At 74.2% G+C, this 14,279-nt stretch carries 12 protein-coding genes and 1 pseudogene; 8 read left to right on the top strand and 5 right to left on the bottom strand.

The window, feature by feature from the left end:
• Positions 1 to 158: 158 nt before the first annotated feature.
• Positions 159 to 1,322 (top strand): acyl-CoA dehydrogenase family protein, encoded by a 1,164-nt coding sequence (locus H1D33_RS19670; RefSeq protein WP_181571753.1) that lies wholly within the window; start codon positions 159 to 161, stop codon positions 1,320 to 1,322.
• 57 nt (positions 1,323 to 1,379) lie between these two features.
• On the opposite strand, the gene H1D33_RS19665 is transcribed toward H1D33_RS19670, so the two are convergent.
• The gene (locus H1D33_RS19665) at positions 1,380 to 2,033 is read right to left on the bottom strand and encodes a hypothetical protein (RefSeq protein ID WP_181571754.1); all 654 of its coding nucleotides are present in this window, start codon (positions 2,031 to 2,033) and stop codon (positions 1,380 to 1,382) included.
• A 23-nt stretch (positions 2,034 to 2,056) separates the two neighbouring features.
• On the opposite strand from H1D33_RS19665, the gene H1D33_RS19660 reads away from it, so the two are divergent.
• Complete coding sequence (locus H1D33_RS19660) at positions 2,057 to 2,572, top strand: acyl-CoA thioesterase (RefSeq protein WP_181571755.1); 516 nt, start codon at positions 2,057 to 2,059, stop codon at positions 2,570 to 2,572.
• Between the two features lie 201 nt (positions 2,573 to 2,773).
• Positions 2,774 to 4,744 (top strand): acetoacetate--CoA ligase, encoded by a 1,971-nt coding sequence (locus H1D33_RS19655; protein WP_307755221.1) that lies wholly within the window; start codon positions 2,774 to 2,776, stop codon positions 4,742 to 4,744.
• Between the two features lie 143 nt (positions 4,745 to 4,887).
• Here the strand turns inward: H1D33_RS19655 and H1D33_RS19650 are convergent.
• A pseudogene (locus H1D33_RS19650) lies at positions 4,888 to 5,573 on the bottom strand (TIGR03089 family protein); the annotation flags it as partial.
• A gap of 150 nt (positions 5,574 to 5,723) precedes the next feature.
• Between H1D33_RS19650 and H1D33_RS19645 the strand changes: the two are divergent.
• Together H1D33_RS19645 and H1D33_RS19640 are read left to right on the top strand one after the other, a co-directional pair.
• Positions 5,724 to 6,869 (top strand): glycosyltransferase family 4 protein, encoded by a 1,146-nt coding sequence (locus H1D33_RS19645; RefSeq protein ID WP_181571757.1) that lies wholly within the window; start codon positions 5,724 to 5,726, stop codon positions 6,867 to 6,869.
• Between the two features lie 64 nt (positions 6,870 to 6,933).
• Positions 6,934 to 8,025, top strand: a complete 1,092-nt coding sequence (locus H1D33_RS19640) for a mannose-1-phosphate guanylyltransferase (RefSeq protein WP_181571758.1) — start codon at positions 6,934 to 6,936, stop codon at positions 8,023 to 8,025.
• A gap of 9 nt (positions 8,026 to 8,034) precedes the next feature.
• On the opposite strand, the gene H1D33_RS19635 is transcribed toward H1D33_RS19640, so the two are convergent.
• The gene (locus tag H1D33_RS19635) at positions 8,035 to 8,613 is read right to left on the bottom strand and encodes an NUDIX hydrolase (protein WP_181571759.1); all 579 of its coding nucleotides are present in this window, start codon (positions 8,611 to 8,613) and stop codon (positions 8,035 to 8,037) included.
• Positions 8,614 to 8,652: 39 nt separating this feature from the next.
• Here H1D33_RS19635 and H1D33_RS19630 point away from each other — a divergent pair, with 39 nt between their 5' ends.
• Together H1D33_RS19630 and H1D33_RS19625 are read left to right on the top strand one after the other, a co-directional pair.
• Entirely contained in the window at positions 8,653 to 9,693 is a 1,041-nt protein-coding gene (locus H1D33_RS19630; protein ID WP_181571760.1) for a hypothetical protein, read from the top strand.
• Positions 9,694 to 9,935: 242 nt separating this feature from the next.
• Positions 9,936 to 10,931, top strand: coding sequence for an ArsR/SmtB family transcription factor (locus H1D33_RS19625; RefSeq protein WP_181571761.1), 996 nt, complete (start codon positions 9,936 to 9,938; stop codon positions 10,929 to 10,931).
• A 17-nt stretch (positions 10,932 to 10,948) separates the two neighbouring features.
• On the opposite strand, the gene H1D33_RS19620 is transcribed toward H1D33_RS19625, so the two are convergent.
• Positions 10,949 to 12,034: a coenzyme F420-0:L-glutamate ligase gene (locus tag H1D33_RS19620; protein ID WP_181571762.1), complete on the bottom strand. Its 1,086-nt coding sequence runs from the start codon at positions 12,032 to 12,034 to the stop codon at positions 10,949 to 10,951.
• Positions 12,031 to 12,978: a 2-phospho-L-lactate transferase gene (gene cofD, locus H1D33_RS19615; RefSeq protein ID WP_181571763.1), complete on the bottom strand. Its 948-nt coding sequence runs from the start codon at positions 12,976 to 12,978 to the stop codon at positions 12,031 to 12,033. The genes H1D33_RS19620 and cofD overlap by 4 nt, the downstream gene beginning before the upstream one ends.
• A gap of 99 nt (positions 12,979 to 13,077) precedes the next feature.
• Between cofD and H1D33_RS19610 the strand changes: the two genes are divergently transcribed.
• Positions 13,078 to 14,193: a hypothetical protein gene (locus tag H1D33_RS19610; RefSeq protein WP_181571764.1), complete on the top strand. Its 1,116-nt coding sequence runs from the start codon at positions 13,078 to 13,080 to the stop codon at positions 14,191 to 14,193.
• Positions 14,194 to 14,279 lie beyond the last annotated feature (86 nt).

Raw genomic sequence — 14,279 nt, 5'->3', positions numbered from 1 at the left:
GGTGTGAGGGTAGTGGGTCGGGTGGGCGACGCTCGGGCGCGAGCCTACCCGCCGGTAGGGTTCGGTCCGAGCCTGGTGGCTATTCTTCAGTCTGCGGCAGTCGGCGGCCCCCGGGCGGCACAGACTGCGCATGATAGCGGTGAAAGGGGAGGGCCGACATGGCCGCAGAGCAGTCGTTCGACGTCTACCGGTTGCCGGAGGAGCACGAGGCGATCCGGGAGGCGGTCCGTGAGGTCTGTGCGGCCAAGGTGGCTCCGCACGCCACTGAGGCGGACGAGACAGGTGAGTTCCCGAAGGCGTCCTACGACGCGCTGCGGGCCGCCGACTTCCACGCCCCGCACGTCCCGGTGGAGTACGGCGGCGCCGGCGCGGACGCGCTCGCCACGGCCATCGTGATCGAGGAGGTGGCCCGCGCCTGCGCCTCGTCCTCGCTCATCCCGGCGGTGAACAAGCTGGGCACCATGCCGTTGCTGCTGGCCGGCTCCGAGGAGCTGAAGCGGACGTACCTGACGCCGGTCGCCTCGGGCGACGCGATGTTCTCCTACTGCCTCTCCGAGCCGGAGGCGGGCAGCGACGCGGCGTCGATGACCACCAAGGCGGTCCGGGACGGCGACCACTGGGTGCTCAACGGCGTCAAGCGGTGGATCACCAACGCCGGCGTCTCCGAGTTCTACACCGTCTTCGCGGTGACCGACCCCACAGCCCGGTCGCGGGGCATCTCGGCGTTCGTGGTGGAGAAGTCCGACCCGGGGGTGAGCTTCGGCGCGCCGGAGAAGAAGCTCGGCATCAAGGGCTCCCCGACCCGGGAGGTCTACCTCGACAACGTCCGGATCCCGGCCGACCGCATGATCGGCGCGGAGGGCACCGGCTTCGCCACCGCCATGAAGACGCTTGACCACACCCGGGTCACCATCGCCGCCCAGGCGATCGGCATCGCCCAGGGCGCGCTGGACTACGCCAAGGGTTACGTCCAGGAGCGCAAGCAGTTCGGCAAGGCGGTCGCCGAGTTCCAGGGCATCCAGTTCATGCTCGCCGACATGGGCATGAAGCTGGAGGCGGCGCGGCAGCTCACGTACGCCGCCGCCGGCAAGTCCGAGCGGGGTGACGCGGACCTGACCTACTTCGGCGCGGCCGCGAAGTGCTTCGCCTCGGACGCCGCCATGGAGATCACCACCGACGCGGTCCAGCTCCTCGGCGGGTACGGCTACACCCGCGACTACCCGGTCGAGCGGATGATGCGGGACGCCAAGATCACCCAGATCTACGAGGGCACCAACCAGGTGCAGCGCATCGTCATGGCCCGCCAGTTGCTCAAGGGCTGACCGGCGCCGACGCGTTCGGGCGGGCGGGCCGGGGTCGACCCGGCCCGCCCGCGCTGGTCAACGCCCTTCGTCGCCCGGCCGGTTGGCGCCGCGCGGGGGCGCGGACCACGGCGACTCGCCGCCGGTGCGGCGGGGCAGGGGTTCGGTGGGATTCTCCGGGTAGGCCAGCGTGAGCGGGGCCGTGTCCGGGTCCTTCGGCGGGCCGGGCGGGGGCCAGTCGGTGAGCGCCGGCTTGTGCTCCACCGGGGTGACGGCCGGGGTCAGCTCCGCCCCGTCCGTCCGCGGCTCGGGTCGACGCCGCCACCGCCCCGCGCTGAACACGGCCATCAGCAGCAACATGCCGATGAGGAACAGCGTGCCGTTGTCCAGCGGCTGGCGCAGCGGCAGCGGGTCACCGAGCAGCTTCAGGTCGCCGGGGACCCGGTCCCGCACGGTGAACGGCGCGACGAACAGCCCGATGTAGGGGACCACCAGCAGCAGTCCCGCGACGAGCGGGCCGAGCGGCGAGAAGCGCAGCGTGCCGAGCAGGCCGAGCAGGACGCCGGCGACGCCCAAATAGACGGCCGGCTCGATCAGGTTGGGGGTGCTGTACGTACCGATCTCCACCCAGCGGTTGACGGTCCGCCCAGATCCGTCCTGACCGAGGGTGACGAGCACCCAGGTGACGGGCGCCACCACCAACCCGGCGAGGAAGCTCCAGAGATGTCGCATCCGCGCACCGTACCGTTTCCGGCATGACAGATCATCCCGCGGTCCCGCCGGGTAAGCCGACCTCGTACTCCCGCGTCACGCTGAGTCGCATCATGACCGCCGTCGATGTCAATCTGTACGGGACCGTACACGGTGGGGTACTGATGAAGTTCGTCGACGACGTGGCGGGCGCGGCGGCGGCCCGGCACAGCGGCGGCACCGCGGTCACCGCCTCCATCGACGAGATCGTCTTCTCCGAGCCGGTCCGGGTGGGGGACCTGGTGCACGCGCACGCCCAGGTCAACTGGACCGGCAGCACCTCCATGGAGATCGGGGTGCGGGTGGTCGCCGAGCGCTGGGACTCGGCCGAGGACGAGCCGGTGCGGGTCGCCACCGCGTACCTGGTCTTCGTGGGGGTGGACGTCGGCGGCGCGCCCCGCGCGGTGCGCCCGGTGCTGCCGGAGACGCCCGAGGACGAGCGCCGCTTCCGGGAGGCGGAGATCCGGCGCGCCCACCGCCTCGCCCGCCGCCGCGCCATCCAGGCCCACCGCGCCGCCTGAGGTGTTAAGCGGGGGCCCCTCTTATGCAGAATGCGTTAAGCGGGGCCCCCTCCTTACACCTACATGGGGAGGGTGCTCGGGGTGTGGGATGGGCACGCCCCGTGGGCGGGGTCGGGTGCGGAGAATGGCGGCACGAGGTAGGGCAAGATGGCGCCACGGCCCATGCACAGAGTCGTGCCGGGCCCCAGGGAGGGTGGAACTGTGGGTGACGTGCTCTGGACGCCGCCGGCCGACGTGCGTGAACGGTCCCGGATCGGTGACTACCTGCGCTGGCTGGCCGAGCACCGCGGGCTGGAGTTCGCCGACTACGACGCGCTCTGGCAGTGGTCGGTGACCGACCTGGACGCCTTCTGGCGCTCGATCTGGGACTACTTCCAGGTGGTGGCGCACACCCCGCCGACCGCCACGCTCGCCGACCGGACCATGCCCGGCGCCCGCTGGTTCCCGGACGCGACCCTCAACTACGCGGAGAACGTGTTGCGCGCGCCGGGGCTCGGCGACGACGACCCGGCGGTGGTCGCGCACGGGCAGACCCGCGCGCCGGAGACGCTCACCGTGGCGGAGCTGCGGGACCGGGTCCGCCGGGTGGCCGCCGGCCTGCGCCGGCTCGGCGTGGGCGAGGGCGACCGGGTGGCGGCGTACGCGCCGAACATCCCGGAGACGTACGTGCTGCTGCTCGCCGCCGCGAGCCTGGGCGCGATCTTCTCCTCCTGCGCGCCCGAGTTCGGCACCCGCAGCGTCACCGACCGCTGGCAGCAGATCGAGCCGTCGGTGCTGGTCGCGGTGGACGGCTACCGCTACGGCGACAAGCCGGTCGACAGGCGCGCCGAGGTGGCCGCGATCCGGGCCGCGCTGCCGTCGCTGCGGCACACCGTCGCGATTCCGTACCTCGATCCGGACGGCCCGGCCCCCGACGGCGCGCTCTCCTGGGCGGAGCTGGCGGCGGAGACCGACGAGCCGCTGTCCTTCACCGCGGTGCCGTTCGACCACCCGCTCTACGTGCTCTACTCCTCCGGCACCACCGGCCTGCCGAAGCCGATCGTGCACGGCCACGGCGGCATCCTGCTGGAGCACCTGAAGATGCTGGCGCTGCACCACGACCTGGGCCCGGCGGACCGGTTCCTGTGGTTCACCACCACCGGCTGGATGATGTGGAACTTCCTGGTCTCCGGGCCGGCGGTGGGCGCGGCGATCGTGCTGTTCGACGGCAACCCGGGCCACCCGGAACTGGGCGCGTTGTGGCGGCTGGCGGCGGAGACCGGCACCACCTACTTCGGCACCTCGGCCCCGTTCCTGCTGGCCTGCCGCAAGGCCGGGCTGGTGCCGCGGGACGTCGCGGACCTGTCCGCGCTGCGCGGCCTCGGCTCGACCGGCGCGCCGCTGCCGGCCGAGGGCTTCACCTGGGTGTACGAGAACGTCGGCGACCGCCTCCAGCTCCAGTCGCTCTCCGGCGGCACGGACGTGTGCACCGGCTTCGTCGGCGGGGTGCCGCTGCTGCCGGTGTACGCCGGGGAGATCGCCTGCCGGGCGCTCGGCGCGAAGGTGGAGGCCCGTTCCGCCGACGGCTCCCCGGTGATCGGCCAGCTCGGCGAGCTGGTGATCACCGAGCCGATGCCGAGCATGCCGGTCGGGTTCTGGAACGACCCGGACGGCGTCCGCTACCGGGAGGCGTACTTCGAGGTCTATCCCGGGGTGTGGCGGCACGGCGACTGGATCACCGTGAACGAGCGCGGCGGGTGTGTCATCACCGGCCGGTCCGACGCCACGCTCAACCGGGGCGGCGTGCGCCTCGGCACGGCCGAGTTCTACTCCGTGGTGGAGGGGCTCGACGAGGTGGTCGACTCGGTGGTGGTGCACCTGGAGGACGACGAGGGCGGCGCCGGCGAGCTGCTGCTGTTCGTGGTGCTCGCCGACGGCCTGGAGCTGGACGACGACATGCGGAAGAAGATCTGCCGCGAGCTGCGTACCGCCCTGTCGCCGCGGCACGTGCCGGACGAGATCCACCAGGTCCGCGCCGTGCCGCGCACGCTGAGCGCGAAGAAGCTGGAGGTCCCGGTCAAGAAGATCCTGACCGGCACCCCGGTCGACCGCGCGGCGGCCAAGGGCGCCCTGGCCAACCCCGAGTCCCTGACAGCCTTCGCCACCCTGGCCCAAACCCGCCACCCCTCCTGACCCCACTCCACCCACCCTCCCCGTCCCCGCCCTCACCCCCTCTCCTCGCCGATCTTGCAGTTTCTGCCCCGACGAAAGGGGTGAATGCCCTGAATCCCGGGCCGAAAGTGCAAGATCGCGGGGAGGGAGGGAGGGCGGGGGTCAGGGAGGGTGTGGGTGGTGTTTTCGGATTGGGTGCGGGAGGGAGGCGAGCCGGGTCGGGGTGGGCGCAGGCGACCACGGAGGCGCCGGCGGTCAGCGGGGTCAGCAGCCAGTCGACCGGGTCCGGGTGGGCGGTCACGTCGACCAGGAGGCGGTCACCCGGGCGGAGACCCAGCTCCGCGGCGCGGGCCTCCGCGCGGGTCAGCAGCGCCGCGTCCGCCTCGCCGGCCCCGGGGTACGGGGTGAATTGGTCGCCGTGCCCGCGTACCGCGCCGACGAAGTCGACGCATCCGGGCGGCACCTGCCGCATCGGCAGCGCGAACGGGTGCAGCGCCAGCGCGTAGCGCTCGCCGGCCGGCCACCGGCCCGCCTCCTCGACCCGGTCGGCGGCGGTGAACAGCACCTCCACCGGGCCGGGGGCGTCGACCACGGTGAGTTTCGCCGACCAGCAGCCGAGCAGCACCGCGGCGGTCTGCCAGTGCGGCGGCAGCAGCACGCCGACCGGATCGCCGGGCGCGCAGCCGGCCTCGTCCACGAGCAGGTTGGCGGTCTTGGCCACCCAGTTCGCCAGCGTCGCGCCGGAGAGTTCGGTGCGTTCGCCGGTGGCGTCGTCGTACCAGGTCAGCAGCGGTCGGGTGGGGTCGGTCGCGATCGCGTCGGCGAACACCCGGGCAATGTTGTCGGCCATCGGCGCGAACGATACGCGCCCCGGGCGCGTACTCGATGACAACGACAAGTCGGCGTACCGTCGGGTCGCAGTCAGCGTCGGACACCCCGCCCGGCGTAGGCTTGCCGACAGTGTTCTTCCCCACAACCGCGCCACCTGAGGAGTCGCCCCGTGACCGCCGGTCGCCCGCCCCGCGTTCTCATCGACGCCACGAGTGTCCCCGCCGATCGCGGCGGCGTCGGTAGATACGTCGACGGCCTGCTCGGAGCGCTCGGCCGGGTCTGCGGCGACGGCGTCGACCTGGCCGTGGTGAGCCTCCGCACCGACCTGGAGCGCTACACCCGGATGCTGCCCGGCGCCGAGATCATCCCCGCGCCGGCGGCGGTGGCGCACCGACCGGCGCGCCTGGCCTGGGAGCAGACCGGCCTGCCGCTGCTGGCCCAGCAGGTCGGCGCGGAGGTGCTGCACTCGCCGTTCTACACCTGCCCGCTGCGGGCCGGGTGCCCGGTCACGGTCACCGTGCACGACGCGACGTTCTTCACCGAGCCGGAGCACTACGACAAGTCGCGCCGGACGTTCTTCCGCAGCGCCATCAAGACCTCGCTGCGCCGGGCCGCCCGGGTGATCGTGCCGAGCAAGGCCACCCGCGACGAGCTGATCCGCCTGCTGGACGCCGACCCGACCCGGATCGACGTGGCCTACCACGGCGTCGACCAGGCCGCGTTCCACGCGCCGGGCGACGAGGAGAAGGCCCGGGTCCGGGCCCGCCTGGGGCTGGGCGACAACAGCTACATCGCGTTCCTGGGCGCCAAGGAGCCGCGCAAGAACGTCCCCAACCTGATCCGCGGCTGGGCCCGGGCGGTGGCCGACCGAACCGACCCGCCGGTGCTGGTGGTGGCCGGCGGCCAGGGGCACGACGACGACATCGACCGTGCGGTGGCCGAGGTCCCGTCGCACCTGCGGCTGCTGCGCCCCGGCTACCTGCGCTACGCCGACCTGCCCGGCTTCCTCGGTGGCGCGCTCGTCGCCGCCTACCCGTCCTACGGCGAGGGGTTCGGGCTGCCGATCCTGGAGGCGATGGCGTGCGCGGCCCCGGTGCTCACCACGCCGCGGCTCTCCCTGCCCGAGGTGGGCGGCGACGCGGTGGCGTACACCAGCGAGGACCCGGACCAGATCGCCACCGACCTGGCCGCCCTGCTCGACGACGAGCAGCGGCGACTCTCCCTGGCCAAGGCCGGTTTCGACCGGGCCAAGGAGTTCACCTGGGAGTCCAGCGCCGAGGTGCACATCGCCGCCTGGCGGCGGGCACGTTCCTGAGCGCCCGCCACGGCGCGCCGCCGACGCGCCGTGGCGGCTCGCCCGCTTCGGGCATGATGTGCTGATGTTCTACGCCGTCATCCCGGCGGGCGGCAGCGGCACGAGGTTGTGGCCGCTGTCCCGCGCTGGCCATCCGAAGTTCCTCCACCCGCTGACCGGCACCCCCGCCTCGCTGCTGCAGGCCACGGTCGACCGGTTGGCGCCGCTGACCACACCGGAGCGCACGCTCGTGGTCACCGGGGCCGCGCACGCCGCGGCGGTGGCCCGGCAACTGGCTGGCCTGCCGGAGGAGAACGTCCTGGTGGAGCCCTCACCGCGGGACTCCTGCGCGGCCATCGCGCTGGCCGCCGCGGTGATCGCCGAGCGCGCCCCGAACGCGGTGATGGGCTCGTTCGCGGCCGACCACCTGATCGGCGACCCGGACCGCCTGGCCGAGGTGGTGCGGCAGGCGATCGTCGGCGCCGAGCAGGGGCTGCTGATGACGGTGGGCATCACCCCGACCCGGGCCGAGACCGGCTACGGCTACCTGGAGACCGGCGACCCGGTGGCCGACGGGCCGCTGCGTCCGGTGCGCGAGTTCAAGGAGAAGCCGGCGGCCGAGGTGGCCGAGAGCTACCTCCGTTCCGGTCGGCACCTCTGGAACGCCAGCATGTTCGTCTGGCGGGTGGACGTGTTCCTGGCCGAGCTGGCCCGCCAGCAGCCGGCGCTGCACGCCGGGATCACCGCCATCGCGGCGGCCTGGGGCACCCCGAAGCAGGACGAGGTGCTCGGCGCGGTGTGGCCGACGCTGCCGAAGATCTCGGTCGACTACGCGGTGATGGAGGGCGCGGCGACCGCAGGCCGGGTGGCGACCGTGCCGGGCGACTTCGGCTGGAACGACGTCGGCGACTTCCACACCCTCGGCGAGGTGCTCCCGGCCGACGCCGCCGGCAACGTGGTGCTCGGCGGCGAGGCCAAGCCGGGCGTGCTGCTGCACGACACCATCGGCACCGTGGTGGTGCCGCACTCCGGCCGGCTCGTCGCCACGGTCGGCGTGCGCGACCTGATCGTGGTGGACACCCCGGACGCGGTGCTGGTCTGCCCCCGCGACCGGGCGCAGGACGTGAAGAAGATCGTCGACCAGCTCAAGGAGCGGGGCGAGGAGGGCCTGGTCTGAGCCGGGTGCTCACCCGGCGGCGCGGCGGGCCAGCGCGGACAGCGCCGGCGCGACCAACTGGGCGGTGGCGTGGGCGAGCGGTTCCGGCAGGCGGTCCGACGGGAACCAACCAAGCGCCTCGGACTCGTCGCTGACCTGCTCGGTCGCGCCGGCCGGGGCGAACACCGCGTACCGGACGTCGTAGTGCCGCGAGCCGCCCTGGCAGGCGACCTCGTGGATGTCGACGTCGATCGGCGTCGGGTCCAGGGTCAGTCCGGTGATCCCGGACTCCTCGGTGGCCTCGCGCAGCGCGGCGGCGGCGAGGCTCCGGTCGCCGGGCTCGCAGTGGCCGCCGAGCTGCACCCACCTGCCGATCTTGCGGTGCAGGCAGAGCAGCACCCGGCCGCCGTCCGGGTCGAGGACCAGCGCGCTGGCGGTGACGTGTCCGGGCCGGTGCGCGCGGCTCATCGCGACCGGCCCGGCGGCCAGCAGCGACAGGGTGCGGTCGCGGCTCGCGGCCGCGGCGGGGCTGGTCGCCGTCCAGCGGCTCAGCGTCGCGACGGCGTCGGCGTGCAGGTCGGCGTACGTGGTGGGGGAGGTGTCGGGCACCCGGACACTGTACGAGCGTCGCCTTCGTACCCTGGCCCGGTGACCCTGCGACTCGTCGAGTTCCTGGTGGCCGGCAACGAGGCCAGCGACCTGCTGCCGGTGCGCTCCGCCGCGCTGCTGCGCGCGTACGGCGCCCGGCGGGGCTTCTGGACGGTGCTGGACGAGGGGCCGGTGGAGCGGTGCCTGGCGCTGCTGCTGGAACGCGACGACGGCGAGTGGGTGGCGCACCACGTACCGGCCGACGCGGGCCGGGAGAACGGCCGCACCGAGGACGGTGAGGCGCTCGCCCACCACGACGGCTGGGTCTACGTCTTCGGCTCGCACTTCGGCTCGAAGGGTGGGCCGCTGCGGCCTCGCCGGGCGTTCGTGGCCCGGTTCTCCGAGGACGACGCGGTGACCGGGCCGCTCGCCGTGCGGGTGGTCCGCAACCGGTTCCGGCTGCACCGGGCGGTCAACGACGCGCTGGTGGCCGCCGCGCTGCCGCTGCTGCCGCCGGGCGAGACGGTGCGGCGACGGTTCATCGTGGAGACCCGGGCGCGGGGCGCGGCCCGGGCCAAGGGTTGGGTGACCCGCCTCGCCGAGGACGACCTGCCGCTCAACGTCGAGGCGGCGGCGTTCACCCCGACCGGCACGGTGCTGCTGGGCTTGCGTTTCCCGGTGACCGCCGCGGGTGAGCCGATCTACGTCGAGCTGGCCGGGGTGCCGGCGATGTTCGACGGCGACAGCCCGGCGACCTGGCCGCGGGCGCTCGGGGCGTACGCGCTGGGTGGGGTGACGCCGACCGGCGCGCTGGCCGGTTTCCGCGCGATCACGCCGGCCGGCGACGGCGGCTACGCGGCGGTGATCGGCTCGATCGACGCGCTGGGCAAGGGTTCGGTGCTGCTCGACGACCACCCGCACGGCGGCGACGTGACGTCGCGGCACGTGCGGTTCCACCACGGCGGCGGCGATTCCCGGGTGGGCGCCGACCTGGTGGCGGAGCTGGCGCCGTTCCACCACGTGGAAGGGCTGGCCGAGACGGCCGGGGGCTGGTGCTATGTCACCGACGAGGACCACCGGGTGGCGCTCTGGCTCGGATGAGCGGCGGCCGGACAGCACCCCTGCGGAACGAATCCGCAGACCCTCGTGGTGCTGTCCGGCCACGCCCGTCAGCCGGCGACCGGGTCGACACTGCGCCCCGGCGTCGGCGGGCAATCCAGAGTCTGCCGAACGCGACTTCCGGCGTCGAGGTCTTTCACGTCACGCTTAAAGATGGAGATTAGTGCCGGCGGGTAGAGTGCCAGGGGTGGCCGGCACCTCCGGCGTCCACCCGGGAGCGCTCCATGTTGAAGATCATTTTCTCGCGCGAGGACATTCTGCGGACCCGGGTCGCCCCGGCCGCCGATCCGCTCTGGGAACTGGTCCTCAGCCTGCACCTGCTCCAGGGCCGCAGCCGTGACCCGCTGTCGAACACCTGGCGTCGCGGCGTCGCCCGGGGCCTGCGGACCGACCCCGGCGCCGAACGCTACCGGCTGCTGCTCGCGCTCAACCCGCCGCGCGGCTACTTCCCCGACTTCCTCACCCCGTCCGCCAGCCGGGACGGGTTCGAGGCCGGGCTGGAAGCGGTCCGGGAGACCCCGCGCGGCATGCTGCGCCGCGACCTGACCGTCCTCGCCGCGGAGACCCCGCTGCCACCGGCGGCGACGACGCTCGCCGAGGGTGAACCCGAGGTGCTGCGTGACCTCACCGACACCATGGCGCGCTACAACTCGCTGGCGGTCACACCGTACTGGGCCCGGGTCCAGGCCGCCGTCGAGGCGGACCGGGCCCGTCGCGCCCGGGCCATGCTCGACGGTGGCGCCGAAGGGCTGCTCGCCAGCCTGAAGCCGGCGATGCGCTGGGCCGACGGGGTGCTCGAGGTGCTCGACTACCCGGACACCCGGGAACTGCACCTGGACGGCCGCGGCCTGCTGCTCGTGCCGTCGTTCTTCTGCTCCCGCACCCCGGTGGCGCTGCTCGACCCGAGCCTGCCCCCGGTGCTGGTCTACCCGGTCGACCGGCTCGGCGGTCTCACCCCCGAATCCGGTGGCGGGGAGATCGACGCCGCCCAACGGGAGGCGCTGGCCGCGCTGCTCGGCCGCACCCGCGCGGCCGTGCTCCAGGTCGCCGACGAGGGCTGCACCACCGGCGAGATGGCCCGGCGGCTGCACATCTCCGCCGCCGCGGCCAGCCAGCACACCACCGTGCTGCGCAACGCCGGGCTGCTGGTCAGCCACCGCGACCGCAACACCGTGCTGCACACGCTCACGCCGCTGGGGCGCGCGGTCCTCGACGCCTGACCCGGCCCGGTGACCGGTCAGATCGCCAGCGTGGCGCTCGCGGTGGTGCCGGCCGGCGGTGGCAGCAGCGTCGACTCGATGCCCTCGGCGGCCAGCGCGGTCCGCAGTCGTTGCAGGTCCGCGCCGAACCGGACCAGGTCCGCCCGGTCCACCGGGGTCGGCGCCGCGCCGAGCACCAGACCGGTCGCCGCGGCCGGCCACCCGGGCACGGTGGCGGCCAGTCCGGCGCGTACCTCCTCGTCGGTGACGTGGGTGAAGACGGTGCCCGGCGCGACCACCCCGGCGACCGTGGCGATCGCCCCGGCCACCGTCGCCGGTTCGGCCGGCGCGGGGCCGACGCCGTCGGCGACGGTGGCCGCCGCCCGCAGGCCGGCGGCGCGTGCCTCCGCCGTGCCCAGCGAGAAGAGGTCCAGCGAGGCGTCCCGCACCAGCGCCCGGGCGCCCTCGTCGTCGTCCCGGGGCGCGTCGAGATAACCGCGGACGACCGCGACCGGCACCTGGTCGCACTTGCCCTTGATCAGCTCACCGGCGCCGGCCAGCTCGTCGACCACGGCCATCTGGGTCAGGTGCAGCTCGTTGCCGTACGGGTCGACCTCGCCCCGGTGGTCCCGGATCGCCGGCATGCCGGCCACCCCGAGCGCCACGTCGGTGAGCCCGTTGCGCCACGGCCGGCCCATGGTGTCGCTGACGATGACCGCGACGTCCAGGCCGTACCGGTCGCGCAGCGCGGCCCGCAGCGCGCGGGCGGACGCGTCCGGGTCCACCGGCAGCAGCACCAACCGGGTCTTGTCCACGTTGGACGCGTCGATGCCGGCGGAGGCCATCACGAAACCGTGGTGGGTCTGCACGATCCGGGTCGCGCCCCGGGTGGCGACCACCCGGGCGGTCTCGCCGGCCAGCACCCGGTCCCGCTCGGCGAGGCGTTCCGGGCCGTCCGCCGGCACGTCGACCAGCCGGCCCTCCGCCTTCGACACGATCTTGCTGGTGACCACCAGCACGTCGCCGTCGCGCAGCCACCCCGCCGCGCCCGCGATCAGCGCCGCCAGGTCGTCGCCCTCGGTCACGTGGCCGATGCCCGGCACCGGCAGGATCTCCAGCCTCACGTCAACTCCAGCGCGGCGCGCACCATCGCGGCGGTCGCCGCGTCGTCGGTCATCCGCAGCGGCGCCGAGGCGACCGTCACGTCCGGGACCGTGGTCCCGGCGTCCTCCGGGGCGACCAGCCAGCCGTCGAGCAGCCCACCGGCCGCGCGGCCGCCGTAGAGGCGGCCCACCCCGGCCGCGCTGCACTCCACGCCGAGCACGGCCAGGCACCGGTCGGCCATGCCGCGTACCGGCGCGCCGCCGATGATCGGCGACACCCCGACGACCGGGGCCGGGCCGTCGGCCACCGCGTCGCGCAGGCCGGGCACGGCCAGCACCGGGGCGATGCTCACCACCGGGTTGCTCGGCGCGATCAGCACCACGTCCGCGGCGGCGATCGCCTCGACCACGCCGGGGGCGGGCTTCGCCGCGTCCGCGCCGACGAAGACGAACTGGTGCGTCGGTACGTCCGCCCGGTGGCGCACCCACCACTCCTGGAAGTGGATCGCCCGCCGCCCCTGGTCGTCCTCGACGACCGCGTGCGTCTCCAGGCGCTCGTCGGTCGCCGGCAGCAGGCGTACGCCGGGCTGCCAGCGGCTGGCCAGCGCCTCGGTGACCTGCGACAGCGGGTAGCCGGCGTTGAGCATCGTGGTGCGCACCAGATGGGTGGCGAGGTCCTTGTCGCCGAGACCGAACCAGCTCGGCTCCGCCCCGTACGCGGCCAGCTCGTCCTTCACCGTCCAGGTCTCGCCGACCCGGCCCCAGCCACGCTCCGGGTCGGCCCCGCCGCCGAGCGTGTAGAGCACGCTGTCCAGGTCGGGACAGACCTTCAGGCCGTGCAGCAGGAGATCGTCGCCGACGTTGACCACGGCGGTCACCTCGGCGCCCACCTCGCGGGCGTACGCCCGGACGCCGAGCAGGAAGCGGGCGCCCCCGATGCCGCCGGTCAGTACCACGATGCGCATGCCGTCCATCCTCGCGCACGGGCCGCCGTCGATCGCCCGGTGGCCGGAGAGACTAGGCTCACTTCGCCAACTGTCCGCTTTCGTCCCCTGGGGGAGTCCGTGACCAGCCCCGCCGAGCCCGCGTCCGGTGACGCCGCGCAGGCCAGCCAACTGACCAAACCGCTACGCGAACTGGCCGCGCTCGTCCTGCTCGGCGCGAACGCCGTCCTGCTCTTCGCCGCCCTGGTACGCCTGCTGGTGCCGACCGACGACTACAGCACGTTCAGCGGCCGCGCCGGGAGCGCCTTCTTCGCCTTCGTCGGGCTGGAGGCGACCGTCCTGCCGCTGCTGGCCGTCCTGCTCGCCACCCACATCCGCCCGGTGCTGCCGAAGGCGAAACTGATCACCCAGGTCGCGGTGCTCGAGTACCTGGTCTCCGCGATCTTCGGCGCGCTGACGTTCCTGGCCTGGCTGGTCGGCCGGCTCGCCGACGGCGAGGTGCTGGACGCCTTCCTCGGCCTGCTCACCCGGGTGGCCTGGCTGGCGATCTTCGCGGTCGCCGCGTACGTGGTGATCAAGATCTGGCGCACGCTCTACTACGTGCCGAAGCCCAAGCCGCAGCCCGGCGTCTACGGCCAGGCCCAGCCCGGCTGGCCGCAGCAGCCCGGTCAGCCCGGCGGCTACCCGGCTCCGGGCGGCTACCCGCCGGCCGGCGTGCCCCCGCAGACCGGCCCGGGCTACCCGCACGCGGGCGCGCCGGCGCAGCCCGGCTGGCCGCAGGCCGGCCCGTACGGCCAGCCGCAGTCGGCGCCGCCGTTCAACACCGCGCCGCCGCACGCCCCGCAGTCGGCCCCGCCGTTCGGCCCGCCGCAGCCCGGCGCGCAGTTCGGCGCCCCGCAGTCCGGCGGCGCGCCGTTCGACGCCCCGCCGTCCAGCGCCCCGCCGTTCAGCGGCTCCCAGCCGGGTGCGCCCCAGTTCGGCGCGCAGCCCGGCGCTCCCCAGTTCGGCTCGCAGGCCGGCACCTCCCAGTTCGGCGCTTCCCCGTCCGACGCTCCGCAGTCCGGCGCCCCGCAGTTCGGCGCCCCGCCGCCCGCGCCGCCGTTCGGCCAGCCGCCGTCGGCCGACCCGACCCAGGCGATCCCGCGCCAGTCCGCCGACCCGGGCCGGCCGGCGTCCCCGGCCGACGACGAGCGCACCCAGCGCTTCGACCGCGAGGACCCGAACCAGCCCCGGTGACCCCACCGGTCGCAGGTGTTAAGCGGGGCCCCCTCCTCTACCGAAGGCGTTAAGAGGGGGCCCCTCCTTACCCCCCGGAGGGGTGC

Origin of the sequence: Micromonospora ferruginea (assembly GCF_013694245.2) — a bacterium.
GTDB classification, from domain to species: Bacteria; Actinomycetota; Actinomycetes; order Mycobacteriales; family Micromonosporaceae; genus Micromonospora; species Micromonospora robiginosa.
This window is presented reverse-complemented; position numbering and strand designations above follow the sequence as displayed.